Raw genomic sequence first — 23867 nt, forward strand, 5'->3', positions numbered from 1 at the left:
CGAGAAGATGCTTTTGCACGAGAACGCCGTGGTGAAGATCGATGACGCGATGCCGCTGGACGCCGCCGCCCTGATCGGCTGCGGCGTCACCACCGGCGTGGGCGCCGCGCTCAACACGGCGCAGGTGGCACCGGGCTCGACCGTGGCCGTGTTCGGCACCGGCGGTGTCGGCCTCTCCGCCATCCAAGGCGCCCGCATCGCCGGCGCCCGCATGATCATCGCCGTGGATGTGCACGAGCACAAGCTGGCCACCGCCAAGGAGCTGGGCGCCACCCACGGCGTGGACGCCAGCTCGACCGATGCGGTGAAGGCGATCCGCGAGCTGACCGGCGGCGGCGTGGACTACGCCTTCGAGGCGATCGGCCTGAAGCAGGCGGCGGAGCAGTGCTTCGAGTGCCTCAAGAACGGCGGGGTAGCCACGATCATCGGCATGATCCCCGTGGGGCAGAAGGTGGAGCTGGACGGGCCGTCCTTCCTGCGCGAGAAGAAGATCCAGGGCAGCAGCATGGGTTCGAACAAGTTCCGGATTCACATGCCGCAGTACATCGAGTTCTACCGGCAGGGGCGGCTGAAGCTCGATGAGATGATCACGCGGCGGGGGAAGCTGGACGACGTGAACGAGGCGATGCGGGCGATGAAGGCCGGCGAGGTCGCCAGAAGCGTCCTCATTCTCGACGAAGACGCCGTCAAGAGCGGCACGCGGGCAGCCGCGGCCGCGGCTCGGTAAACGCACATCCCGCGCGCGGAATAACGTCGCCCCGGCTCGACGCTGGTCGAGCCGGGGCGTGTAATGCTGTACAGGCTACATTCGGGGGAGAGGCGATTCGTGGATTGGCGCGAGCGGATCAGTCTTCATCCCGATGTGATGGGCGGGAAGCCGGTCATCCGCGGTACCCGGCTGAGCGTTGAATACATGCTCGATCTGCTGGCCGGCGGCAAGAAGGCGGCGGAGATCGTTGCCGCCTGGCCAGGCTTGACGGAAGACGACATCCGCGCCTGCATCGCCTACGGGCGCGATGCGGTGCACGCCGAACGCGTCTACGGCTACCGGCGCCCAGCCTGACCGTGCAGCTCTTGGCCGATGAAAATGTTCCCGGCCCCGTCGTGTTCGCACTGCGCGCCGCCGGGCACGATGTTGAATGGATCTACGAAGATGCCCGCGGGAGCGCCGATCGGGATCTCCTCTTCCGTGCAAGGGCGACGCAGCGCTACCTGTTGACCTTCGATCAAGATTTTGGCGCTCTCATCTTTCGTGATCGGCTGCCTCCCCCGATTGGCGTGATTCTTGTTCGGCTGGCAGCGGATCTGAATTGGAACAACATGGCTGACCTGGTAGTTTCGGCTTTCGAAAGCTCTCCAGATTGGTCCGGCACGTTTGTCGTGCTCGATGAGCAACGCTTGCGGCTTGCACCTCTGCCGCCTGCCTTACCCGGAGCCGGCGATGTAGACAATTCATGACTTCTGACCGGCGCTCTGGCGCATCGAACTGGTCGAACCCCGCGCTGTTTTGAGGCATCTAACCCGGCCGCCCCGCACGCCCGCGCGGCGCGTAGCGATACCAGGCTCTCCCTACAATGTCACGGCGGCGCAGCGGGCCGAAGGCACGGCTGTCGGTGCTGCGGGCGCGGTTGTCGCCCAGGACGATGTACTCGTCTGCGCCGAGCCGCCACTCGCACGGCGGCCTGAGCGCGAGCGCCGCGGCCCGCATCGCGCGTTCGGCTTCGCTCGCAGGCCGGGCCAGGTACGGCTCTGGCAGCGAGCGGCCGTCGAGGTGTACTTCTCCGGCAACTACCTGCACCCGTTCGTGTGGCAGGCCAACGATCCGTTTGATAGACTCGGGGTTGCGGGCGCCGCCCGCCCCGGCCCGCAGCAGCACGATCTCCCCGCGCCGTGGCCGCCGCCGCCGGTAGGCCATTCGGCTCACCAGCAGCCGGTCGCCGTCGCGCAGCGTGGGGTGCATACTCTGACCGACGACGGCAACGCGCACGCCCCCGAGGAGGTGCAGAGCCACGCGAACGGTCCGGCGTAACCCGTCCAGACGCCGGCTGACGCGCAGCGCACCGCCCTTCATGGCCGTCGATCCCGCAGCTCATGGCTATCGCCGCGCTCATGCGACGTGAGTGCGGAGTCAGCGCCGGCCGCCAGCGCCGGCACACTGGAGAGAAGGAGCGAACCCATGTCTGTCCTGGATCGAGCCCTGCGGTTGGCAGACCGCGTGCGGGCGCCGCGCGAGGCCCACGCCCATTGTGACATTCCCTGCGGCATCTACGATCCGCACATGGCCCAGGTGGCGGCGCTCACCGTCGTGCGCATGGTGCAGCTGATCGAGGCGCTGCCCGCGCCCGCCGGCGGCGACAAGGCGGCGATGGACACCTACGGCATGCAGGTCTCGCGCTACACGGCGGTGAAGGAAGAGCACGCCAAGATCTGCGAGCACGAGCTGGTGATTCTCTGGAGCGACTACTTCAAGCCGGAGCACGTGGAGAAGCACCCCAACCTGCACGACACCTTCTGGAAGGCGACCAAGCTGACCTCGACCGTGAAGCAGGCCGTCAACATGGACGCCTCGCAGCAACTGCTGGCCGCCTGCCAGCAGATCGCCGAGATCTTCTGGGACACGAAGGGCGTGAAGACCAGGCGCCAGGCCAGCAACCAGGGCGCGGCCGGCGGCGAGTTCGTCTACCCGACCACGTAGCAGCGGCTTGGCGCCGCGACATCGCTCAGCGCCTCCGGCTGTCTCACCGGCCGGGGGCGCTGGCGTCTCTCCCCCGGTCGCGCCGGCGTGCGCATCAGGGCTGCACGGGCGGCGAGGGCGGCACCGAGTTGATCGTGGGGCAATCGTCCACCACCACCGCCGCGCTCGTCGCCACGTGCGAGTAGGCCCAGGCCGCCTCGCCCGGACGCAGCGTGACGCCGGCGACGTAGCCGCTGCCGGGCTGGTACTTCAGCACGCGCTCGGCGCCGCGCACCGTGGCCGTGCCCGTGGCCCAGGGATGGCCGACCATCACCCACTCGCCGGCGCCGATCGGCACGGCGATCACGCACGGCCCGCTTTCGCCCAGCGTGGCGCTGCCGCCGCTGGGGAAATAGGCCCAGTAGCCCAGGCCTCCGGTCAACGGCGTGTCTGAGGCGAGCGATTCGTACTGCTTGTCGCGGAAGCCGAAGGTGTAGAGCTTGCCGGAGGCGCCGGTCAACGTCGTGCCCGCCGGACCGCCGACCAGGTTCCAGCCAGCCGGATAGGTCACGCTGAGGGCGCTGGCCAGCGGCCGATCGGGCCGCGCCGCGCCACCGATCAGCGCCATCGCCGCCGCGGCAACGAGCAGGTAAGCTCGCCTCGTCACCTCTCTATCGTAGGAAACCGACCAGCCGTTCACGCGGCTCGTTACGTCGCGCGTGCGCGACGGGCAGAAGCCCGGGCATCGCCCGCCAAAGTGCCGAGACTCCGCCGCCGAACCCCTGTTCCCTGTTCCCTGTTCCCTGTTCCCTGTTCCCTGTTCCCTAAGGAAGTATCTCGCGGGCGTAGTCGATGCCCTTCTGGCTGGTGACACGCATCACGGCGCCGGCGCGCGAGTCGTCGGTGACGAGCTCGATCAGCCCCTGCGCCACCAGCTCCGGCTTGAGCATGGGCAAGCCGCCGCTGAGCGCTGCGAGGCGCTCCGGGCCTTCTCGTTGCACGAGCGGCGTATCTACGAAGCTCGGGCAAATGGCGTTGACGCGGATGTTGGCCTCTTCGTACAAGTATTTCAGTGAGCGGCAGAAGTTGATCACGCCCGCCTTCGTCGCCGCGTAGACCGGCGAGGTCGGCATGGGCCGCAGCCCGCCCATCGAGGCGGTGTTGACGATCACGCCGCCGCGGCCCAGCTCGCGCATCTTGATTACGCCGAGCTGCGTGCCGCGCATCACCGCCGTGAGGTTGATCGCCACCACGCGCTCGAATGCGTCGAGGTCGCCCGCCTCGTCGAAGAGGCCGGCCGCCGGCTCGCCCACGCCGGCGTTGTTGCAGAGCACGTCCAGCCGTGTGAACTGCATCTGCGCCTCGTCCAGCAAAGCGCGCACCGCGGCGGCATCGGTCACATCCACACGCACAAAGGCGGCCTTGGCGCCGGCGGCGCGCACCTGCGCCGCGCTCTCTTCACCGCCCGTTTCGTCCAGATCCGCGATCACCACGGCCCTGGCGCCTTCGTGCGCCAGGGCCAGCGCCATCGCGCGGCCGATGCCCGATGCGGCGCCGGTCACGACGGCGACGGTTCCTCCGATATCCACGCGCTATCCCCTCGGAGTCACCTGGTCCGGCAGCGGCGCGTTGCTCAGCCGCTCCGCGCGCACGACCAGCCGGTTGTTGTACTCCCCGGCCGCGAAGGTGCCGTTGCAGGTGATCAGCGTGACCGACTCGGTCGAGGTCGGGCCGATGATCGCGTCGACCGGGGCGTCATTCGCACCGTACACCGCCATCGAGGTGACGCGGTAGGTGTAATCGGTGCCGTCGCCGAGCACCACATCCACCGCATCGCCGGGCTTGAGCTTGCTGAGATCCCAGAAGACCGCGGGCCCGTGGCGAATGTAGTCCACATGCCCGGCGAACACGGCGTTGTTGCCGCTGCCAAAGCCGGGCCGGCCGCTGAAGTTGTACCAGACCACGTCGTTCCAGCTGTTCGGATCTTCCATCACGCCGCGGCCGTCCACGCCCTTCACGCTGATCGGAGCGTCAACGTTGATCGCGGCGATCTTCAGCCGCACGATGCCCGCCTGGCTCGGCGCCGGCGTCGGCGATGGCGGCTCCGGGGCGCTGGTGGGCGGCGACGACGGCGTGGCAGAGGGCGATGCCGTGGGCGTTCCGGTGGCAGAGGCCGGCGAGGGGCTGGGCGGCGCGGTTGGCTCGGATGTCGCGGCCGCGGCCAGCAGCGGCTGATCGAAAACGACCCCGCGCGCCAGCTTCTTCTGCGTCGGCCCCTGGTTGGCGACGCTGTAGGCGCTGAACGCCAGCAGCCCCAGCGCCGCGATCAGGCATACCGCCGCCGCTGCACGGTAGGCCCGCGCCGCCCGCGTTGCACCGGGCCGCCCCAGCAGGAATCGCTTGATTCGACCCGCCCGACCCGCCAGCCGCCACATGCCGCCACCCCCACCCGCTGTCCATGGCTTCGGCGCACGCAGGCGCCACCGGCAGCTTCAGTGTACCCATCCACAGGTACACCAGCGCGCGTCGCCGTCACGCATGCCCTGAGAACGTGCGGGCGACTGTGATCGGGCCAACGCGGCGACAGGATGGTTTACACGCTGATCGAGGTCGTCGCCGTCGGCACCGGCACCGTGGCGAACAGGCGGCAGCCGTGATCGTCGGCCGGTTCGATCGTGAGCGTGCCGCCCAGCCGCTCCAACCGCTCGCGCATCGAGATCATGCCGAAGCCGCCGCTGGGCAACGGCTCCGGCAGGCCAACGCCGTCGTCGGTGACGGCCAGGCTGGCGGTCTGCGGCTCAAATTGCAGCACCACGGAAACGCGGCTGGCCTGGGCGTGGCGGGCCACGTTGCTCAGCGCTTCCTGCACCACGCGGAAGAGCGCGTCCTCCTGATCGTGCGGCAAGCGACGCTGCAGGCCCTCCACGCAGAAGGTCGCCTCCATGTCCTCGCGGCTGCTGAAGCCGGGCACGTAGCGCTCCAGCGCGTCCACCAGGCCCATCTCACGCAGGGCGGCGGGGCGCAGCTCGAGGATCAGCATGCGCATCTCGGCCAGGGCGCCGCGCGCCAAATCGCTCAGGCGGGTGGCGCGTTCCGCGGCGCGGCCGGCGTTGCGCTCGATCAGGCTGGGCAGCGCCTGCGCCATCATCGACATGCTGAACAGCGACTGGGTGACGGAATCGTGCAGGTCGCGCGCCAGGCGGTTGCGCTCCTCGGTGACGGCAAGCTGGCGGCTCTGGCTGTAGAGCCGCGCGTGTTCGAGCGCCGTACCCACCTGCTTGGCAAGCCCCTCGATGAGCTGCTCCTCGTCTTCGCTGACGGTCGAGGCGTTGGGCGTGGCGAGGATGAGGACGCCCAGGTCGGTGCCCTTCGCCCGCAGGGGCACGGCGACGGCCAGTCGAAACGGCTGCGTCTCGATCGGCAGCGCGTCGAGGTCGATCGGCGTCAGGCCATCACGTCGCAGCACGCCGGCGGCGAACTCCTGCGCCCCCTCTTCTTCCATCAGCCCCGACAGTTCGGCCGCGGTTTCCTCGCCCAGACCCTCCATCAGCACGATCTTGAACCGCCCGGTCTCTTCGTCGCGGAGCAGCGCCACGCAGGCCCGCATCTGCGTGTGCGCCTGCAGGCGGGCGAGCGCCAGCCGCAGCACCTCGTCCGGATCGAGCGACTGGTTCACGGTGCGAGCGACGTCGTAGAGTGCGGTGATGCGCTCGTTGGCGCGCACCCGCTCGGCGAGCAGTTGATCGCGCTCCCGCGTCTCTGTCTCCAGCGCCCGCGCCATGTTCTGAATTGAGCGGGCGAGCCGGCCCAGCTCGTCGTGGCGGTGCTCAGCGATCTGCACGTTGTAATCGCCGCCCTCGATGCGCTCGATCGCTTCGTCCAGCCGCTCGATCCGCACGGAGACGCTGCGACTGGCGAGGAAGGCGAAAAGGATGCCGGCCGCGGCGGTGAAACCGACGATCGGCGCGAAGATGAAGCGCGTGCTCAGCTCGTGGCGGTTGGCGCCGTTCAGCAGGCTTTGCAACTGCTGTTGCTTGGCCGCGACGACGTCGTCCAGGCGCGAGCGCAGCGCCGCCTCCGACTGCTGACCTTCGGTTTGCCAGTGAAAGGCAGCGGCGCTGGGGAAGCCCGCGCGGCTGAGATCGATCTCCTGCTGGGCGATCTGGCGGAACGCGTTTTCCAGACCGCTGACGGCGGCCGCCGCGTCCCGATCGGCGGCGCTGCTCTGGCCGCCGGCAAGCTGCGCGGCGGCGGCGGTAAAGTTCGCATGGCCGCTGTCGAACTTTTGCAGATACGTTGCATCGCCGGTGATCAAAAAGCCCTGGACGCCGGCGTTCTCAGTGCTGAGCGCGTCCTTCATCGCGCCCACCGTCTGCTGGTCGGCTCGCACGACGACGACGGCCTGGCTCAGCGCATCGGTGGTCAGGCGGATGATGATGCTCGCGGCCAGGCCGACGATGATCACCACCGCCGCGCCCACGCCGAACATCCAGCGCACGCGCTGCGCCAGCGTCAGCCGGTGGATCCACGTCGGCACGAACGGCCAGCGCACGGTATGCCCATCGTGGTGGCCACCGCCGCGCATCAGCGCCCTCCCAGCATGGCGTTAATCTGCGGGGTCAGACCGCTGATTACGGTACGCGGGTCGGCGCCGGCTGCAAAGATCGGCGTTACGCCGGCATTCACGGCGTCGAAGATCGCCAGGTAGCCGTGAAACTGCGCGTCCTTCCGTCCGCGCTCGGTTTCGCTGATGAACACCCGCCCAACCTCGGGCGAGAGGCCGCCCGGTCCGTCGCCGGAGGCAGGCGAAAGGCCGTGCGAGGCGGCGGGCACGCCCTGCTGCAAAAACAGGTTGCTGTTGCCCACCGAACGCCGGCTGGGCACGATCAGGCCGGACTCGGTGAACACCGCCTCGCCCTTGGTGCTGAGCAACCACTTGAGGAAGGTCCACGCCTGCTGCGGGTGCCGCGAGCGGGCGGCGATCACGTAGCCGGCGCCGCCCGCGTAGTTGACCGACTGCGCCGCATGTGGCAGCGGCGCCGCGGCCCAGTGCAACCCCGCCGTGCCGGCAAAGAGCGGCACCAGCGCGTGGTTGCCGAAGGCCATCGCCAGCCTGCCGGCGACGAAAAGCTGGCCGATCTGCTCCGAAGAGGTCAGCGCGCTGTACGGCGGCGTGGCATGATCGACGTAGATCAGGTCGTGCAGGTATTGCAACGCACCCAGCGCGGCCGGGCTGTCGAGTGTCAGCCGCTTCGGCGCTGCCTGGCCATCGTAAATCTCGCCGCCGTTCTGCCACACCCACAGCTTCCACCAGGTATCGGGCTCGAAGGCGAAGCCGTAGCGCGCTTGGGCGCCGCCGGTGCTCAGCGCAATTGCATCGCGGCGCAGATCGTCCCAGCTCCAGCCCTCCTGCGGATACGGCAGTTGCGCGGCGTCGAACAGGTCCTTGTTGTAGAAGATGACCTTCGTGTCGTTGTCGCGCGGCAGGCCGTACAGGTCGCCGCGGTAGCGGAAGCCGTCCACGATCTGGGGATAGAAATCGTTCAGGTCATAGTGATCGGCCGCGATCAGGGGCGAAAGGTCGGCAGCGTAGCCCGACTCGGCGTAGGGCGGCACGTCGGAAAGGAAGGCCACGTCCGGCGGATCGCCTTCCGCGTCCCACTGCTTGATGCGCAGGATGTAGTCGCCATACGCGGCCCAGCGCGTCTCGACGTGGATCTCGGGGTGTTCCTTCTCGAACAGCCCGACGATGCGCTCGTTGATTGAGCGCTCCTGCGGATCGCCCCAGAACGACCAGCTAATCGTTGTCACCGCTGCCGGCGTCGGCGATGCCTGGGCCGCCGGCGGCAGGGTATGGTGAACCGAGCCGCCGCACGCAGTCAGCAGCGCAAAAAGGGGAACTACCAATAGCCAGCGGACGCCCATTCCTGCCACGCCGGGGCGCAGCGGCGCCCTACCAAGTTTACAATTTCCGTACAAACTCAGCCTATCCGGTGACGCGACGCGACGGGGCGTACCGAGGTATCGATCGACGGCGGACATAGGTACCGCTCGGAGGAATCCGGCGCCGGCCGGCAGTCGGGCCGCGGACTACGGCCATGATAGACCGGCCCGGGGCGGCGGACGGCGCAGGGTATGTTCAATCCGGCAAAGACGGCGAAGGATGCGCAGGCCGGCAGATGAAATGGGTCACGCGTGAGAACGTCACGGTCGATCGGGTCGCCTGTCCCTGGCTGATCGCCCGCTTCATCGACGACGAGGCGGAGTTCGGCTTCGTGCCGGCGCAGCAGGTGCTGGCCGTGGCGGAACGCGAGCAGGCGCGCTCGTTCGACGCTCCCGGCGCCCGCTACACGCACCGCGAGGGCAAGTGCAGCTTCGAAGTCCTGATCGAGGAGTTCAACCTCGTCGCGCCCGGCCTCGAGCGGCTGGCGCGCATCGTGCACGCCGCCGACATCGCCGAGGATCTGAACAGCGTGCCGGAGGGCGCCGGCCTGCGGGCGATCGCCGAGGGCTTCGCGCTCGACGTGGAAAGCGATGTCGAGCGCCAACACCTGCAGTGGCCGCTGTACGACGCCTTGCTCGCCTGGTGCGCCCGCCAGGAGGCAGGCGACGTGCAAGATGCCTGAGCGCGGGGCGCGATCGGCGCTGCTTGCAGCGGTGTAGTACCTTGTACGGGCGCCCTTCGCGCCGGAGCATCACCCCGCCATGCCTCACGCGTCCGTCAACGGCATCTCCCTCTACTACGAAGCGCACGGCGCAGGCTCGCCCCTGCTGCTGATCATGGGCTTCGCCGCCAACACCACCGCCTGGGGGCCGCTGCTGCCGGCGCTGAGCAGCCGCCACCGCGTGATCGCCTTCGACAATCGCGGGGCGGGGCGCAGCGACGCGCCCGCGGCCGCCTACACGATGGCCGAGCTGGCCGATGACGCGCTCGGCCTGCTCACGCAGCTCGGCATCGAGCAGGCGCACGTCTTCGGCGTCAGCATGGGCGGCATGATCGCCCAGCACGTTGCGCTGCGCGCCCCCCAGCGCACCCTGTCCCTCATCCTCGGCTGCACCACGCCGGGCGGAACGCAGGCCACGCCCGCGTCCGATGCGGTGATCGCGGCGCTGCTCCAGGCGGCGACCGCACCGCTGGAGCAAGCGTTTGACCTGACCTTACCGCTGATGTACAGCGATGCCTTTGCCGCCGCGCACCGTGCCGAGCTGTGGCAGCGGGCACAGCAGAACGCGCCGCTGCGCGCCGGCGAGGCCGGCATCAACGGCCAGATGGCGGCGGTTGTCGCGCACGACAGCTTCGCGCAACTGCCGCAGATCGGCTGCCCGGCGCTGGTGCTGCACGGCGACGCGGACGAGTTGGTGCCGGCGGCGAACGGCCGCCTGCTGGCCGAGCGCATTCCGGGCGCGAAGCTCGTCCTCTATCCCGGCGCACGGCACGGCTTCCACGTCGAGTTTGCGGCCGGGTCTGCCTCGGACGTGCTCACCTTCCTGGAAACGGCGCCGGCGGCCGCGCCCGCCCGGCCGCGGTAACACGAGGTCAACGGTGCCACGCTCCCCGCGACGCTGGACTGTGCGCGCTGCCCCGCGAAACGTGGCCGCGGGCCTCGCGCCGCGTGCGCTGCTGCGGCCGCTGGCGCTTGCCCTGCTCGCGGTCGGGCTGGTCGCCGGCGTCGGCCAGGCAACGGGCTTCCTGCGCCGCCCCGTCGTTGCGCCAAACGCGGCCGACAGCGAGCTCTCGGCGATTCATGCCGCGCTCTCCGACCTGCAGCACGAATATTTCCGGCCGATCGACGCCGACGCCGCGCTGAGCGGCGCCTGGGACGCGGCGATCGGCGCGGCGAAACCGGCCGGCCCGGCAGTCGCGGCGCTGCCGCGGCCGCGCCTCGACGGCGACGCGGGCGCGGCGCGCCTGGCCTTCGACGCGGCGTTCCGGGCGCTGAGCGCGGCGTCGGCCGGCAGCGTCAGCACGCCCGCGCTGGGGCATGCGGCGATCGCCGGGCTCGCTTCCTCCGTGCACGAGAATCACACCTACTTCATCGACCCGGACCACTGGCAGCACCGCGGCGATACGGTCAGCTCCTACGCCGGCATCGGCGTGACGCTCAACGAGCGGCCGGACGGCGTTTACGTCGGCGAAGTCTTCGAGGGAACGCCCGCGGCGCAGGCCGGCCTGCATCCCGGCGACCGCTTCACCAGGGTCGACGACGCGCTGGTCGCGGATCTGAAGCTGGCGCAGCTCGTCAGCCGGCTGCGCGGCCCGGCGGGGACCGGCGTCTCCGTCACCGTGCAGCGCGGCGCCGGCAGTGTGCAGGTGGCGATCACGCGCGCCGTGATCCGCATCTTCGCCTTCGAGAGCCGCGTCCTGGACGGCGGCGTCGGCTACGTGCGCCTGCGCAGCTTTCCGCCCGCCGGCGCCAGGCTGCCCGACGGCCACACGGTGGCACAGGCGCTCGATCAGGCGCTCGACGGCTTCGAGCAGGCCGGCGTCAGCTCGTGGGTGTTGGATCTGCGCGGCAACGGCGGCGGCTATCTGGACGGGATGAACGAGATCGCCAGCCGCTTCCTGCCTCCCGGCTCGCCGCTGCTGGTGAGCCACACGCGGGGCGGCGACTCCGTGAGCCGTGCCGGCCGCGGCCAGCACCTGCCGGCCAGGCCGCTGGCGGTGCTGATCAACGCCGGCTCGGCCTCGGCCTCCGAGATCCTTGCCTCGGCGTTGCAGGAGAGCGGGCGGGCCACCATCGTGGGCGAGAGGAGCGCCGGCGTGGCGAACGCGGCGAATCTGGACGCCCTGCCCGACGGCGGCGGTCTCTCGGTCACGGCGGTGCAGTCGCTCAGCGGCGTGGACCGTCGCCCGCTCGACGGCCAGGGCGTGACGCCCGATGCGGAGATCGCGGCCAACCCCGACGACGTGACGACCGGCCGCGACAGCCAGCTTGAACGGGCCGAAAACCTGCTGCGAGCCGCCGTGGCGCAGGCCGGACCGTAGGCGGCGCGCCTGCGCCTGTCGTACACGACTACCGCGGGGCGAGACCGGCGGCAACGCGAGCCAATGCCCGGCAGCCGGAGCGCCACCAGCCAGCACGTTGACAGCCGCCATATACTCGTGGGCACGCGGGGGGGCGCCGGAGGAGCAGCAGCATGCCAGCGTATATCGTCTTATATCGCTTCACGGACCAGGGGCGGAAAGACGCGAAGAGCACCGTGCAGCGCGCGAAGGAGGCGCGTGCTGAAAACGAGCGACGTGGCTTCAAAGTGAACGGGTTGTACTGGACACAGGGCCGCTACGATCTCGTCGCGCTGGTGGAGGCTCCGGACGAACAGGCGATGATGGCCGGCCTGTTCAACATCGCGGGAGCGGGGAACGTGCACAGCGAGACGCTGCGCGCGTTCACAGAGCAGGAGATGGAGCAAATCATCAGCAAGGTCTAACCGATGGGTTCGAAACCGGCGACGGGGCGCCACCTGACGCCCAGCGCAGGCAAACGAGCCGGCTTTGAACCCATGTCTCATGAAACGGCAAACGGCAGGGCAACGCGGCGCTCCCCCACCGCGGCTGCGCGGCAGGTGAACGTATCCGTCCTTTGACCGCCTGACCGCCTGACCGCCTGACCGCCGCTCCCTGCGGCCGTGCAAACTGCTCGCTCGCGGCGGACGGGCCCGGCGGCCGAGGTGATTCGCTCTCGCAACCAGGCTGTTGAGGACACTTCCAGACCCCATGCCGCGAACCGGTGCCGGCCCACAAGCCTACAGCAACGCGAGCTGGCGCGGCGCCTCGCGCGGCACGTCGTAGCGCTCGCCCACCGCATGTTCGTCCTTGTGTCGGGCCGCCCGCTCGGCCACGCGCCGGGCGTATGGCTCCGGTGCGTATTTGCCGTGATAGAGCCTGAGATGGCCATCGACGAGCTCAGGAAAGGTCGCCCGCAGAAAGTCGAGGTAATGCGCCCGCACGCCAGCGTCCAGGTGCAGCAACCCGCACCAGAGAAAGCGGGCGCCATGCTCCGCCGCGGCCCGCACCGTGGCCGCGACATGCGCCTCGTCGGCGGTGATGCCCGGCAGCAGCGGCGCCATCATCACCCCCGCACGAATGCCGCGCGCCGCCAGCCGCTCGACGACGCTCAGCCGCTGAGCCGGCGGCGGTGTGCCCGGCTCCGTCAGCCGGGCCGCCACGGCGTCGACGGTCGGCACGCTGATGCAGACCGTGGCGAGGCCGCGCGCCGCCAGATCCTCCAGCACATCCGCGTCGCGCAGCACTAGCGTGCCTTTGCTCACGATCGAGATCGGCGTGCGGAAGTCGAGCGCGGCTTCGAGGCAGGCGCGGGAGAGGCGGTAGCGCCCTTCGATCGGCTGATAGGGGTCGGTGGCCGTGCCCAGCGAGATCGACTCGCGGCGCCAGCCGCGCGCCGACAGCTCGCGGCGCAGCACTTCGGCGATGTTGGTCTTGGCGAGCAGCGCCGTGCTGAAGCCGGCGTCGCTGTTCAGATTGAGATAGCGGTGCGTGGCGCGGGCGTAACAGTAGTGGCAGCCGTGGGCGCAGCCGCGGTAGGGATTCAGGCTCCACTTGAAGGGCATGCCCTGCACACGGTTGAGCGCCGAGCGGCAGGTCACTTCCTGCACCGAGACGCGCGCCACGCCCCTGCCTCCACCGGAATCCGGCGCGGCGATCGTCTCAACAGAACATCTGTGCTGTCAAACGGTTATGTCGCGGAACGGCTGTTGCAGCGCTCCTGCTCGATCAGCCAGCGCTTCATCTGCAGACCGCCGCCGTATCCGGTGAGCGCGCCGGTGCTGCCGACCAGCCGATGGCAGGGCACGATCACGGGCAAGGGGTTCGCGCCGTTGGCATGGCCGACCGCGCGAAACGCCGCCGGCCGGCCGATCGCCGCGGCCACGGCGCCGTAGCTGCGCGTTTCGCCGTAGGGCACGGCGCAGACGGCCTGCCAGACGACGCGCTGGAAGGCCGTGCCGCGCGGCGCCAGCGGCACGGAGAACTCGCGCAGCGCGCCGGCGAAGTAGCCGGCAAGCTCCTCGCCGGTCTGTGCGGCGTATGCGGCCGCCCGCGGCGATGCGGCCGCGTCCGGCGTCTGGATCGCTTCCAGCCGCCGCGAGAACTGGCCGGCCTCTCTGCCAGGTAGGGCGAGCAGCACGAGGCCCACGTCGCTGCAGGCGATGCGCATGGCGCCGAACGGCGTCTCGACGGCGGCGAGCGCCAGCGGCTCGCGTGAGGCGCCGTTCACAGCTTCATCACGATCAGCTCGCGCCGCAGTCCCGCCGCCGCGACCTCGACGCGCACGTAGGTCACGCGCACCTTCAGCTTCTGGCCCTTCTCCGTGGTCAGGAAGAACTCGTCGCGCGGCTCGAAGCGGTAATCCGTGTCCAGCGTGAGGAAGTGCGCCATCTTCTGGTTGGTGAAGGGGTCGGCCTCGTAGATCTCGGTCTTCATGCATCATGCCCCTGAGAACGAATCGGCATGCGCATGGTAACGCCTTGCGGCCGCGGCCTGGGCCGCCGGCTCAGCGCTCGCCGCGCGGCTGGCCCGGGCTCGGCGGCCAGAGCGTGCGGTACGACTCGCCGTCGATCGCTTCCTGCACTTCCTTCTGGTCGAGCCGCGTCAAGCGTTCGAGCAGACCTTCACACTCCTGCAAACCGCGCTCTTGCGCCGCGGCGCGGCAGCGTTCGACGATGCAGCTCCAGATGCCCGACTCGACCAGGCTCTCCAGGCCGAGCGGCCACTGGATGAAGAGGAAGCGCTCCGGCTCGCCCAGGTCGGGCCGCAGCCGGCGCAACTGGGCGAAGCGCTCCTTCGGCGTGTTCACCGGCGGCACGATGCGGAAGAGCGGTTTGCTGGCGGTCCCTTCGCGCGTGTCGAACAGCACGCGCGGCGCGAGATGACGGAAGCCGAGCACGAGCACGTCGCAACGGCCGATCGCCTCGCGGGCGCCGTCCAGGTCGAGGCGCAGGCCGTCCTCAGCGCGCATCGGCCCGCCCTCCCGCCGGTGGCAGGCCCTCGGCCAGGAATTCGGCCAGGTGCTGCGCGCGCACGCGGCTCCTGCGCGCGTGCAGGGCGCCACGCAGGTGCAGGATGCAGCCGGGATTGTCGGTCACGACGAACGCGGCCTGCGTGGCGCCGATGTGGTCGAGCTTGCGGGCGGCGATGCGCCGCGCCACTTCGGGATGCTCGAACGAGGCGCCGCCGCCGAAGCCGCAGCAGACGCTCGGCTCCTCCATCTCCACCAGCTCGGCGCCGGCGACCTCGCACAGCAGCCGGCGCCCTTCGGCGCTGAGGCCGAGGCAGTTGAAGGACTGGCAGGAGTCGTGATACGTCGCGCGGCGCGACGCCACCGCCAGGCTTCCGGCCGGCAGCTTCGCCACGTCGTGCAGGAAATGCGTGAGGTCGATCACGCGGCCGGCCAGAGCCTCGGCGTCTTTGACGGCCGCGTCGCCGGCGAGCAGGTGCGCGTAGTCCTGCGTGATCGCCACGGCGCAGCTCGTGGAGGAGCTGACGATCCAGTCCACACGCGCCCCGCCGAGGGCCGCGACCGTGTCCCGCGCCATCTGCTCCGCCCGTTCGCGCCCGCCGGCGTTGGCCGCGGGCAGGCCGCAGCAGCCCTGCGCCGGCGGGAAGACGACCTCGCAGCCGCAGGCCTGCAACAGCCGCACCACGGCTTCACCCATCGCCGGGTAGAAGCGGTCGGTGATACAGCCGGGAAAGTAGGCGACGCGCAGCCCCGCCGCGGCTGAGCCGGCGATCGGCGCCTGCCGCGGCGCCAGCACCGCGCCCTCGCGCTCGCGCCGCGAGAGCCGCGCCCGGAACGGCTTCGCCGGCAGCGCGGGCAGGTGCCGCCAGGCCGATCCAGGCAGTCCGGGACCAGCGATGAAGCCGTCGCCCTTGCCCAGCGGCAGTTGCGCCACGCGGCCCAGCGCCGTAACCGCGCCACGCCCAGCTGGGTCTTCCAGCATGCCCGTGCCCAAGCGCTTCGCCAGCGGCGGCTTCCCGCGCTTCGCCGCCTGCTCGCGCACGCCGATGATCAGCCGCGGCAAGGGGATGCTGACCGGGCAGACCGTCTCGCAGGCATTGCAGGAGAAGCAAAGGCTCTGCGGCCCGGAGGCGGCCTCGACGCCGTGGTGCCAGGGCGTGAGCACGAGGCCGATCGGGCCGGTGTAGATGTAGCCGAAGGCGTGCCCGCCGACGACGCTGAAGGGCGGGCAGACGTTGGAGCAGGCGCCACAGCGAATGCAACGCAGCGCCTCGCGGAAGGCCGGGTCGGCGCGCATCGGCGTGCGGCCGTTGTCCAGCAGCACGATGTGCACTTCCTTCGGCCCGTGCACGCCGACGGTGAGCGAGACCTCGATGTCGCCGGTGCGGCTGGGACCGGTGATGAAGTTGACGTAGCTCGACTGCTTCTGCCCGGTCGCGGCCAGGCCGAGCACCTTGAGCACCGCGGTCGCGTCTTCAAGCGTGCCGACGATCTTCTCAATGCCGAGCACCGCCACGTGCACGGGCGGCAGCGTGGTGCTGAGCTGGTGGTTGCCCTCGTTGCTGACCAGGACTAATGTGCCGCTCTCGGCGATGGCGACGTTGCAGCCGGAGATACCCATGCCGGCGTCGATGAACTTCTGCCGCAGCTCCTGCCGCGCCACCTGGACGATCGCGGGAATGTCGTCCGGCGGCACGGGCCGGCCGGTGACGCGCGTGAACAGCGCGGCCACGTCCTCGCGGCGCTTGTGAATGGCGGGCGCCAGGATGTGCGATGGGGACTCGTGCGCGAGCTGGATGATCCACTCGCCCAGGTCGGTTTCGACCGTCTCGACGCCAAGCCCTTCGAGGTAGGCGTTGAGCTCGATCTCCTCGGTCGCCATCGACTTGCCCTTGACGGCAAGCGTGACGCCGTGCCGCTGGGCGATCTCGCCGACGATGCGCCGCGCCTCGGCCGCGTCTCCGGCGAGATGCACGACGGCGCCGGCGCGCTCCGCCTCGGCGGTGAACTGCTCCACCAGCTCGGGCAGGCGGTCGACTGAATCCCTTCGCACGCGCGTGGCGTTATCGCGCAGCGTCTGCCAATCGGCCTCGCGGAAGGCGGCGGCGCGGCGCTGGCGAAACATGCCCAGCGCGCGGTCGAGGGCGACAGGCAGCGTCTCGGAGGCGAGCGCCTCGTGCAAGCGTTGCCGAAACGGCGCGCGTGCGCCCGACATGGCCGCCCCCGGCGCGAATGCGCACGCCGATCATCACGGCTGGCGGGAAGGCGGTCAAGACGCGGTTCGGCAGCGGCGGCTGCGCTGCATCGGCGGCGCAGAACCGCTCCCGGCGGACCGGCAGGCATGCCTTCGCCGGCGCTGAACGGAGTTCAGCGGCGCAGCAGATGCGCGGCGCCGCTGCCGTCAAGTGCAGCGAGGAACGTCGGGGCGGCGATCGCGGCGCCGACCAACACGCAAACGACGCCGGCTGCGGGTCGCGCGAGCCGAAGCCGGCGCTGCGGCCAGCGCCAGACCGTGAGCGCGCCGAGTACGGTCAGCGTTTCAAATGTCACCGTGATCAGGTCCGCGACACCCACCGGCTCGGCCCGCCAGGGCGAATCTCCGAGCGGCAGGCCGGCCGTGCGCGAGACGGCCCACACGGCAACATACAGCGCACTGAGCGCCGCGCCGCTGAGTGCGATCCAGCGCCCGAAGGCGACGAGGAAGAGCCATGCCCAGAGCAGTTGTGCGAGGCCTGCGGCGAAGAAGGCGATGGCAAGCACGATCGACTCGTGCGCGTGGGAGCCGATCACGGCGAAGTGAATGACGCCCGCGCCGGCCGACAGCCCCGCCAGCACCGGCGCGAGCGCAAATGGCTTCGTGGTGCCGGCGCCGTCGTGCGCGCGCGGCGCCGACGGCTCGCCGGCCAGGAGCGAGGCGGCGATGATCACGGCGCCGCCGGTCGCCACAAACAGGCCCGGTCGGATTTGGCTGAACACGAAGGCGTCCGCGCTCAGCCGGCGGTAGATGTCGAGCAACTGGAGCAGCAGCCAGCCGCAGAAGCCCAGCAGCGCCAGCCCGAGCAGGCCGATCGTCCAGCGCGCTGCGCCGCCGCCGCGAACCAGAAACCACGCTCCTGCCACCACACTCACCGTGCCGCCGGCCACGAGCAGCCAACCATTCGGCCCGCTGGTTCCGGCGAGCGTGCGCAGCCCCGCGAAGAGCGACAGCCAGGGCAGGAACGCGCCGAGGCTCACGAGCAGACCGCCGCCGATCGCCATCGCGGCAATCGGTAGACGCCGCAGCCGGGCCGAACGCGCTACTGACCGGCGACGAACGCTGTTCGCCGCATCGATGGCCATCACCGCCCTCCATTTCCCGCCGTTTCCCTCATAAGGCGGGGAGAGCGCACGGCGTGCGCCGGCAGCCATTGCGGCCGTCCGCTGCACGCCGTGCAACCGTGGTTACTGCCCCTGCGCCTGGTTCACGCTGAAGAAGAGATAGGTGTTGGTGTCGATATCGCCCGTGATGCCGTGGCCGGCCATCTGCAGCTGCCGCACCGTGGCCAGACTCTTCCCGGCCACGATCTGGTCCCAGACGGCCGGATCGCTGACGCCGATTACCTTCAGTTCCCACCAGCCGCCATGCTTCTGGTCGACGATGTGGCTGTGCGCCGGCAGGGGAATGTCGGCCGCCGCAGCGCCGAACAGGCGCGATGCGTCGATCGTGCTCGGGTGGTTGATACAGCTGCCGACCACCGGGCAATGCAGCGTTGAGTCGGCCGGGCGGAAGCCGAGCGGGGTCATCACGTAGAGCACCGGGATCGGGCCGGGGCGTGGATCGACCGTGCCGTCGGCGCCGACCTCACAGCCGGAGGGTGCGCCGCTGCTCGGCGGTTGTGCGCAGAAAAACGGCTTGCTGTAGAAGAATTGCACCGTCTGGCCGTCGAGCCAGCCCAGTGTGGTGCCCGTCTGGGCGCCGTCATGGCCGTCCGCATGCGCCTGGTGCGGCGCCGAGAGGGTGAAGCCGAGCGCGATCGCGAACGTCGCCGCCAGCAGCGGCAGGGCGAAGAGTCCGACCCGTCGTGGAGTAACCGTTTTCAAGCCCATGAACCATGCTCCGTTCGGTTCACGCGGAGTGAACGGCGTGAAACGGGCGATGGAGGGCTTCGGGCCGCGTGCATCTCGTCTCCTGCGCTCGCTGTAGTACGAGCGCGGGAGCAGCGAAGATTCCACCGCTATACGGCGGTTTCGCTTCAGAAGGGTTGCGATCGGCGCGGCTCGGCGGTTCCGCCGCCGAGCGAACCATGACCGACTTCCAGGGGCCGCGAGGAAGCTACGCTGTGGCCGGGGCCAGCGCCTGCCAGTAGCGGCGACCGTACAGGCGCACCAGGCGGCCGAAGCCGGGGAAGGGGAAATGCGTGCCGACCACCAGCTCGCCCTCACGGTCCACACGCTCGATCAGCGCCTTGCGCGTATCGCGCGCCAGCGCCGGGTCCACGTCCACGGCCAGCCCCCACTCCCACTCGGTGAGCTGCACCGGGTGATGCGCCACGTCGCCGGTGATCAGCGCCTTCTCGCCGCCGGAGTGGATGGCGATGCTCTGGTGCGCCGGCGTGTGGCCCGGCGTGGGAACCGTCGTGATCTCCGCCGTGATCGCGGTCACGTCCTCGATCAGGTCCACCTGGCCGGTGTCCTTGAGCGGCAGCACGCTGTCGCCGATGCAGGCGTTCGCCGCGGCAATCTCCGGCTGCGTCCAGTACTCCCACTCGCGCCGCTGGATCACGTACCGCGCCTTCGGGAAGAACGGTACGAACGTGCCCTCGTGTTCGACCGTGTTCCAGCCGACGTGGTCGATGTGCAGGTGCGTGATCAGCACCGTGTCGATCTCGTCGGGGGCGATGCCGGCGGCGCGCAGGTTGTCGGGCAGGATGCCGTTGCGGAACTGCTCGCGGTTCTTGTTGCCGATGCCCGTGTCCACCAGGATCAGCCGCCCGGCCGAGCGCACGGCGAAGGCGCCGATATTGATGGTGAAGTGGCCGCGCTCGTTGATGAAGTGCTGGAACGGCTCCAGCTTCTCCGGCGTGGACATCGGGAACATGATGCTCGGCCGCGCCGGCGTGGCGATGTCCTGGATCGCCTGCACACTGACCTTGCCGATCTGCACGGTTTCGCCCGACATGCCTGAAGCCTCCTGCGAAGCTGCGCCGCCGCTCAGCCGCGGGGCGCGAAGCGGAAGATCGAGCTGTGGCCGATGCGTGTCACCGGCTGCTGCCGGTGGTCGCGCACCAGCACGTCGGCGACCAGGTAGTCGCTGCCGCGCTTCTCGAACCGGTCCACGATCGCGGCATCAACGGTGTAGGCGCCGCCCGCCAGCGGCACGGCCAGGTGCTGAATCTCGCTGCCGGTATGAACGCTGGGGCCGTATTCGAAGTTCTCGCGCAGCAGCCGCGCCACCTGGCCGGCGATCAGCCCCGGCGGCACGATCGGCAGGCCAAAGACCGAGCCGCCGCGATACCACGGGCCGGCGTCTTCGTGGTCGTCGGCGTACTGCTGCACCGTCTCGGGGTCGAAGACGACCGTATGCGGATCGAGGGCCACGCCCAGCGGCACCGACGACGCCGTGAGCGCCGGCCGCGCGCCGTGCAGCGAGGCGCGGCCCGGCCAGGGCGCATAGTTCCACTCGGCCGCGGGCGCCATGCTCCCGCCGATCGCGGCGTCGCCCAGCACGCAGGTCTGGCCCTCGGGTCCGAAGATGGCGTATTCGAGCCGCAGTCCGTCACTGCTGGCCGGCGAGCCGCGCGTGGCGACGATGCTCACCGTCTCGCCGTCGTAGACCGGCTTGACGAAGCGCACCGAGGCGCGGCCGCTCTGCAGCCAGCCTGGCCCCAGCAGCGCGACGATCAGCTCGCTGGCGTAGGCGTAGAGCGAGACGCCGCCGACGAGGCCGCCCTTGAGGCCGTAGCGCCGCGCTTCTTCGTCGTCGTGGATCTTGTTCTCGGAGGCGGAGGCGAAGTTGCGCGCCACTTTCACGAGCGGCGGCGCGCTCTGGCCAAGCTGCAGATCCTGGGCTCGCGCTGCCGGCGTGGTCATGTGCGTCCTCCTGCCCGATCGGCCTCGCACGCCCCACTATACACGGGGCCGGCGTGGCCGCGGCGGGGCGGGCGGCGTAGGATGAACTGCGGCGCGATCAGCGCGGAGGTTGGGACAATGACCGGCACGGGACCGCTCGCGGGGCTGCGCGTGCTCGACATCGGCACGCTGATCGCCGGGCCGTTCGGCGCCAGTCTGCTGGCCGACTTCGGCGCCGACGTGATCAAGGTCGAGCAGCCGGGCACGGGCGACTCGCTGCGCACTTCCGGCGGCCAGCGCGTGGACGGTGTCTCGCTCGCCTGGGCCACGACGGGGCGCAACAAGCGCTCGGTCACGCTCAACCTGCGCGAACCGGAGGGCCAGGCACTCTTCTTCGAACTCGTGCGCGTCTCCGATGCGTTGATCGAGAACTTCACGCCCGGCACGCTGGAGCGGCGCGGCCTCGGCCCGGAGCGGCTGCGCCAGGTCAACCCGCGGCTGATCGTGATCCGCGTCTCCGGCTTCGGCCAGACGGGACCGTACAGCCACCGCGCCGGCTATGATCGCATCGCCCTCGGCTACAGCGGCTTGATGTACGTCAGCGGCTATCCCGACGGCCCGCCCGTGCGCCCGGCCTTTGCCATGGCCGACTTCACGACGGCGATGTTCGGCGCCCTCTCCACGCTGATGGCGCTCTATCACCGCGACGTGCACGGCGGCGCCGGCCAGGACGTGGACCTGGCGCTGTTCGAGCCGATCCTGCGCATCTCCGAAGACCTGATCCCGGCCTACGACCGGCTCGGCGTGGTGCGCGAGCGCATCGGCAACCGCAACCCCGGCTTTGCGCCCGCCGGCAACTTTCTGACGCGCGACGGCCGCTGGCTGCAGATCGCCGCGGGCGGCGACCGCGTCTGGGCGCGCATGGCCGAGGCGATCGGACGTCCCGAGCTGGCGACGGACGAGCGTTTCGCCACGCAGCGCGCCCGCGCCGCCAACGCCGACGAATTGGAAGCGATCATCCGTGACTGGATCGCCGCCCGCGACTTCGAGGATGCCTTCGGAGCGCTGGACGCCGCCGACGTGCCCGCCGGCCCGATCATGAACGCCGCCCAGATCGTCGCCGACCCGCACATCAACGCCCGCGGCGACATCATCAGCGTTGATCACCCGCAGATCGGCCCCGTGAAGATGCCCGGCATCGTGCCCAAGTTCTCCGAGACACCCGGCGCCGTGCGCTGGCCCGGCCCGGAACTGGGCGAGTACAACGCCGCCGTCTACGGTGAGCTGCTGGGACTGAACGAGGCGGACCTGCGCGGCCTGCACGAGCGCGGCGTGATCTGAGCGCCGGCGGGGCGCCGTCTCCGCGGCCGCCGAGTCGCCGATGGTGCTTGCGCCAGCTCACATGTCGATCACCAGCGTGGACCAGCCGAAGCCCACGGCGCCGCCGGGTGCGCCGGTCTCCGGGTTGTAGTACTCGCGGAAGCCGTGGCGCAGCACCAGCTCGCGGCTGGCGGCGGCGATCGTCTCGGCCTCGGCATCGTAGCCGTGGCGGCGCAGGCCGCGAATCAAGAACCAGTTCGTGTTGAGCCAGACCGGCCCGCGCCAGATGATGCCCTCGCCCGGATCGTAGGACGGCTCGCGGGCCGCGACCGAGCGCACCGGAACGCGCGCCCAGAACTTGCCCTCGTCGGTCACGTGCTTGACGAGCTTTGCAGCGATCTCGGCCGGCAGGTCGCCCAGCAGCAGCGGGAAAAGCGAGGTAATCGTCAGCACGCGCTGCGGCTCCTCCGCGGCGCCGGCCAGGTCCCAGAAGGCTCCGGCCCCCTCGTCCCAGCACTTTGACAGCAGGGCCGCCAGCGTGCGCGCCGCCTCGTCCTCGTACCGGTGGGCGGCCACGGCGTCGCCGGCCTCGCGCAGCAGGGCCGCGAGGTCGCGCAGGTTGTCGGCGTAGACCGTGTTCACCAGCACGTCCTCGACGTTGAAGGCGTCGAGCGCCAACATGGCCGCGTTGTCGCTGCGCAGCGGCGCGTAGCGGTCGAACAGCCCCTGCATCGCCGCGCGCAGGCCGGCCTCGGTCGGCTCCGTCAGCCCGAGGACCCGGTCGTACTTCGGCGAGGCGTCGAGGCCGGATTCGTCGGGCTGCAGGATGCTGAGCAGGCCGTCTCCGTCCGGGTCACGGTTGCGGCGCAGCCAGTCGTAACAGCGCACGGCGGCGGGCAGCGTTTGTTCAAGGAATGTGCGCGAGCGGCCCGCTTCGTAGACGCGCCGCAGCGCCGCGGCCAGCATTGGCGTCTGTGTAATGTCGCTGGTCCAGCCACCGAGCTTCGGCAGGTTGTACGACTCGGCCATCGCGCGGTAGCTGGCCTGGTCCCAGAAGAGCATGTGCGGCATGAAGCCGTCGGCGCGCTGGCCCTGCAGCAGGCAGCGCAGCTCCTGCTCGGCCAGGCGCACGTCGATGTGTGTCAGGGCGATGGCGTGGAAGCAGGAGTCCCAGAACCACTGGAAGGGATAGTGGCTGCGAGAGGGGCAGACGAAGTCGTAGGGCAGGCCGCTGGCCGCGCCGACGCCGCGCTGACGGTTCGCCGCGAGCTGGCGTTCGGCGAGGGCGAGCAGGCCAGAGCGTTCGTCCATCAGCGGGCCTCGGCGAAGGGTAGCGGGTACAGGGTGAAGGGTGCAGGGACGGGTTGGTCCGCGCAAGCCGGGGTTGCCCGCGCGGTGCAGGAGGGCTGCGACGTCGTTTGCCACCGCGCACCCGCCGGCATGCTAGGATGGCGCAAACGGCAGTAGACGCCGCGGAAGTTGTCCGCGCTCTGCGCCTGCCCTGGCCGCACGGAGACAAAAAGTCCAAGAACGAGGCCGAGCCGGAGCCGGATGGAGACCGAGAGCCAGAGCCTGTTGGACGAGTGCGCGGAATGGGTCGCCGCGCAGCTTGAAGAAGAGAACGTCTTCGTCGATCCCGGCCTCGTCTCGCTGATCATGGAGACGGAGCGCCAGGCCGGCCCGCCGCGCGCCGCCAGCCCGGAGTTGGCCGCCGAGCTGGAGCAGCGGCTGCAGGAGCAGGGCGTGCGCGGCGTGCCCGATGCGATCAACGCCCGCCTGTTGTTCATCGTCTTGCAGTGGGAAGACGAGTTTATGGCCCTTGCCGGCCGGCCGCGGCCCGCCTGAGGCGC

26 protein-coding genes are annotated in these 23867 nt (G+C 70.2%); 10 read left to right on the top strand and 16 right to left on the bottom strand.

Annotated elements, in window-relative coordinates; genetic code table 11:
* The 3 genes from VKV26_20190 to VKV26_20200 all read left to right on the top strand — a co-directional run.
* Nucleotides 1-727 (top strand): zinc-binding dehydrogenase (locus tag VKV26_20190; GenBank protein ID HLZ72229.1); only part of this gene is annotated, 727 nt, incomplete at its 5' end.
* A gap of 99 nt (nucleotides 728-826) precedes the next feature.
* Nucleotides 827-1063: a DUF433 domain-containing protein gene (locus VKV26_20195; GenBank protein HLZ72230.1), complete on the top strand. Its 237-nt coding sequence runs from the start codon at nucleotides 827-829 to the stop codon at nucleotides 1061-1063.
* Nucleotides 1064-1074: 11 nt separating this feature from the next.
* On the top strand, nucleotides 1075-1458 hold the full coding sequence (locus tag VKV26_20200) for a DUF5615 family PIN-like protein (protein HLZ72231.1): 384 nt from the start codon (nucleotides 1075-1077) through the stop codon (nucleotides 1456-1458).
* A gap of 58 nt (nucleotides 1459-1516) precedes the next feature.
* Here the strand turns inward: VKV26_20200 and lepB are convergent, their stop codons facing one another.
* Nucleotides 1517-2011 (bottom strand): signal peptidase I, encoded by a 495-nt coding sequence (gene lepB, locus VKV26_20205; GenBank protein ID HLZ72232.1) that lies wholly within the window; start codon nucleotides 2009-2011, stop codon nucleotides 1517-1519.
* Between the two features lie 165 nt (nucleotides 2012-2176).
* On the opposite strand from lepB, the gene sodN reads away from it, so the two are divergent.
* Nucleotides 2177-2695, top strand: coding sequence for a superoxide dismutase, Ni (sodN, locus tag VKV26_20210; protein ID HLZ72233.1), 519 nt, complete (start codon nucleotides 2177-2179; stop codon nucleotides 2693-2695).
* Nucleotides 2696-2789: 94 nt separating this feature from the next.
* Here the strand turns inward: sodN and VKV26_20215 are convergent, their stop codons facing one another.
* The 5 genes from VKV26_20215 to VKV26_20235 all read right to left on the bottom strand — a co-directional run bounded on the left by VKV26_20215 (nucleotide 2790) and on the right by VKV26_20235 (nucleotide 8485).
* Entirely contained in the window at nucleotides 2790-3341 is a 552-nt protein-coding gene (locus VKV26_20215; GenBank protein ID HLZ72234.1) for a hypothetical protein, read from the bottom strand.
* A gap of 157 nt (nucleotides 3342-3498) precedes the next feature.
* A complete protein-coding gene (locus tag VKV26_20220) occupies nucleotides 3499-4263 on the bottom strand; it encodes an SDR family NAD(P)-dependent oxidoreductase (GenBank protein HLZ72235.1) in 765 nt (254 codons plus the stop codon).
* A gap of 3 nt (nucleotides 4264-4266) precedes the next feature.
* Nucleotides 4267-5109, bottom strand: a complete 843-nt coding sequence (locus VKV26_20225; protein ID HLZ72236.1) for a class F sortase — start codon at nucleotides 5107-5109, stop codon at nucleotides 4267-4269.
* Nucleotides 5110-5267: 158 nt separating this feature from the next.
* Nucleotides 5268-7259: a histidine kinase gene (locus tag VKV26_20230; protein ID HLZ72237.1), complete on the bottom strand. Its 1992-nt coding sequence runs from the start codon at nucleotides 7257-7259 to the stop codon at nucleotides 5268-5270.
* Nucleotides 7259-8485, bottom strand: coding sequence for a sugar ABC transporter substrate-binding protein (locus tag VKV26_20235; GenBank protein HLZ72238.1), 1227 nt, complete (start codon nucleotides 8483-8485; stop codon nucleotides 7259-7261). Before VKV26_20235 ends, VKV26_20230 begins: the two co-directional genes overlap by 1 nt.
* Nucleotides 8486-8853: 368 nt before the next feature.
* Here VKV26_20235 and VKV26_20240 point away from each other — a divergent pair, with 368 nt between their 5' ends.
* The 4 genes from VKV26_20240 to VKV26_20255 all read left to right on the top strand — a co-directional run bounded on the left by VKV26_20240 (nucleotide 8854) and on the right by VKV26_20255 (nucleotide 12103).
* Nucleotides 8854-9300: a chromate resistance protein ChrB domain-containing protein gene (locus tag VKV26_20240; GenBank protein HLZ72239.1), complete on the top strand. Its 447-nt coding sequence runs from the start codon at nucleotides 8854-8856 to the stop codon at nucleotides 9298-9300.
* Nucleotides 9301-9379: 79 nt separating this feature from the next.
* On the top strand, nucleotides 9380-10204 hold the full coding sequence (locus VKV26_20245) for an alpha/beta hydrolase (protein HLZ72240.1): 825 nt from the start codon (nucleotides 9380-9382) through the stop codon (nucleotides 10202-10204).
* Nucleotides 10205-10217: 13 nt separating this feature from the next.
* Nucleotides 10218-11660: a S41 family peptidase gene (locus VKV26_20250; protein ID HLZ72241.1), complete on the top strand. Its 1443-nt coding sequence runs from the start codon at nucleotides 10218-10220 to the stop codon at nucleotides 11658-11660.
* Between the two features lie 152 nt (nucleotides 11661-11812).
* Entirely contained in the window at nucleotides 11813-12103 is a 291-nt protein-coding gene (locus VKV26_20255; protein HLZ72242.1) for a GYD domain-containing protein, read from the top strand.
* A 315-nt stretch (nucleotides 12104-12418) separates the two neighbouring features.
* Here VKV26_20255 and VKV26_20260 read toward each other — a convergent pair whose 3' ends face one another.
* From VKV26_20260 to VKV26_20300, 9 genes are all read right to left on the bottom strand, one after another.
* Nucleotides 12419-13303, bottom strand: coding sequence for a radical SAM protein (locus VKV26_20260; protein HLZ72243.1), 885 nt, complete (start codon nucleotides 13301-13303; stop codon nucleotides 12419-12421).
* A 65-nt stretch (nucleotides 13304-13368) separates the two neighbouring features.
* On the bottom strand, nucleotides 13369-13908 hold the full coding sequence (locus tag VKV26_20265) for a methylated-DNA--[protein]-cysteine S-methyltransferase (protein ID HLZ72244.1): 540 nt from the start codon (nucleotides 13906-13908) through the stop codon (nucleotides 13369-13371).
* A complete protein-coding gene (locus VKV26_20270; GenBank protein HLZ72245.1) occupies nucleotides 13905-14114 on the bottom strand; it encodes a hypothetical protein in 210 nt (69 codons plus the stop codon). Before VKV26_20270 ends, VKV26_20265 begins: the two co-directional genes overlap by 4 nt.
* Nucleotides 14115-14184: 70 nt before the next feature.
* Nucleotides 14185-14649, bottom strand: a complete 465-nt coding sequence (locus VKV26_20275) for a hypothetical protein (protein HLZ72246.1) — start codon at nucleotides 14647-14649, stop codon at nucleotides 14185-14187.
* Entirely contained in the window at nucleotides 14639-16864 is a 2226-nt protein-coding gene (locus VKV26_20280) for an LUD domain-containing protein (protein ID HLZ72247.1), read from the bottom strand. Before VKV26_20280 ends, VKV26_20275 begins: the two co-directional genes overlap by 11 nt.
* 152 nt (nucleotides 16865-17016) lie before the next feature.
* On the bottom strand, nucleotides 17017-18084 hold the full coding sequence (locus tag VKV26_20285; protein ID HLZ72248.1) for a hypothetical protein: 1068 nt from the start codon (nucleotides 18082-18084) through the stop codon (nucleotides 17017-17019).
* A 6-nt stretch (nucleotides 18085-18090) separates the two neighbouring features.
* Nucleotides 18091-18735 carry a hypothetical protein gene (locus VKV26_20290; GenBank protein HLZ72249.1) on the bottom strand — a complete coding sequence of 215 codons (645 nt, stop codon included), beginning with the start codon at nucleotides 18733-18735 and terminating at the stop codon, nucleotides 18091-18093.
* A 226-nt stretch (nucleotides 18736-18961) separates the two neighbouring features.
* The gene (locus VKV26_20295; GenBank protein HLZ72250.1) at nucleotides 18962-19807 is read right to left on the bottom strand and encodes an MBL fold metallo-hydrolase; all 846 of its coding nucleotides are present in this window, start codon (nucleotides 19805-19807) and stop codon (nucleotides 18962-18964) included.
* 32 nt (nucleotides 19808-19839) lie between these two features.
* Nucleotides 19840-20718: a hypothetical protein gene (locus VKV26_20300; GenBank protein ID HLZ72251.1), complete on the bottom strand. Its 879-nt coding sequence runs from the start codon at nucleotides 20716-20718 to the stop codon at nucleotides 19840-19842.
* A gap of 117 nt (nucleotides 20719-20835) precedes the next feature.
* Here VKV26_20300 and VKV26_20305 point away from each other — a divergent pair, with 117 nt between their 5' ends.
* Nucleotides 20836-22038: a CoA transferase gene (locus VKV26_20305; protein ID HLZ72252.1), complete on the top strand. Its 1203-nt coding sequence runs from the start codon at nucleotides 20836-20838 to the stop codon at nucleotides 22036-22038.
* A gap of 57 nt (nucleotides 22039-22095) precedes the next feature.
* On the opposite strand, the gene VKV26_20310 is transcribed toward VKV26_20305, so the two are convergent.
* A complete protein-coding gene (locus VKV26_20310) occupies nucleotides 22096-23328 on the bottom strand; it encodes a trehalase family glycosidase (GenBank protein HLZ72253.1) in 1233 nt (410 codons plus the stop codon).
* Nucleotides 23329-23568: 240 nt separating this feature from the next.
* On the opposite strand from VKV26_20310, the gene VKV26_20315 reads away from it, so the two are divergent.
* Nucleotides 23569-23862, top strand: coding sequence for a hypothetical protein (locus tag VKV26_20315; protein ID HLZ72254.1), 294 nt, complete (start codon nucleotides 23569-23571; stop codon nucleotides 23860-23862).
* The last annotated feature ends 5 nt before the right edge of the window (nucleotides 23863-23867 follow it).

This window comes from Dehalococcoidia bacterium (assembly GCA_035310145.1).
Taxonomy (GTDB): Bacteria; Chloroflexota; Dehalococcoidia; order CAUJGQ01; family CAUJGQ01; genus CALFMN01.

Excerpts from the sequence above, each read along its gene's own strand:
- VKV26_20280 (HLZ72247.1), bottom strand. The coding sequence starts at position 16,864 with ATGTCGGGCGCACGCGCGCCGTTTCGGCAACGCTTGCACGAGGCGCTC.
- sodN (HLZ72233.1), top strand. The coding sequence starts at position 2,177 with ATGTCTGTCCTGGATCGAGCCCTGCGGTTGGCAGACCGCGTGCGGGCG.
- VKV26_20295 (HLZ72250.1), bottom strand. The coding sequence starts at position 19,807 with ATGTCGGGCGAAACCGTGCAGATCGGCAAGGTCAGTGTGCAGGCGATC.
- VKV26_20240 (HLZ72239.1), top strand. The coding sequence starts at position 8,854 with ATGAAATGGGTCACGCGTGAGAACGTCACGGTCGATCGGGTCGCCTGT.
- VKV26_20315 (HLZ72254.1), top strand. The coding sequence starts at position 23,569 with ATGGAGACCGAGAGCCAGAGCCTGTTGGACGAGTGCGCGGAATGGGTC.
- VKV26_20290 (HLZ72249.1), bottom strand. The coding sequence starts at position 18,735 with ATGGGCTTGAAAACGGTTACTCCACGACGGGTCGGACTCTTCGCCCTG.
- VKV26_20300 (HLZ72251.1), bottom strand. The coding sequence starts at position 20,718 with ATGACCACGCCGGCAGCGCGAGCCCAGGATCTGCAGCTTGGCCAGAGC.
- VKV26_20305 (HLZ72252.1), top strand. The coding sequence starts at position 20,836 with ATGACCGGCACGGGACCGCTCGCGGGGCTGCGCGTGCTCGACATCGGC.
- VKV26_20230 (HLZ72237.1), bottom strand. The coding sequence starts at position 7,259 with ATGCGCGGCGGTGGCCACCACGATGGGCATACCGTGCGCTGGCCGTTC.
- VKV26_20225 (HLZ72236.1), bottom strand. The coding sequence starts at position 5,109 with ATGTGGCGGCTGGCGGGTCGGGCGGGTCGAATCAAGCGATTCCTGCTG.
- VKV26_20245 (HLZ72240.1), top strand. The coding sequence starts at position 9,380 with ATGCCTCACGCGTCCGTCAACGGCATCTCCCTCTACTACGAAGCGCAC.
- VKV26_20310 (HLZ72253.1), bottom strand. The coding sequence starts at position 23,328 with ATGGACGAACGCTCTGGCCTGCTCGCCCTCGCCGAACGCCAGCTCGCG.
- VKV26_20255 (HLZ72242.1), top strand. The coding sequence starts at position 11,813 with ATGCCAGCGTATATCGTCTTATATCGCTTCACGGACCAGGGGCGGAAA.
- VKV26_20270 (HLZ72245.1), bottom strand. The coding sequence starts at position 14,114 with ATGAAGACCGAGATCTACGAGGCCGACCCCTTCACCAACCAGAAGATG.
- VKV26_20275 (HLZ72246.1), bottom strand. The coding sequence starts at position 14,649 with ATGCGCGCTGAGGACGGCCTGCGCCTCGACCTGGACGGCGCCCGCGAG.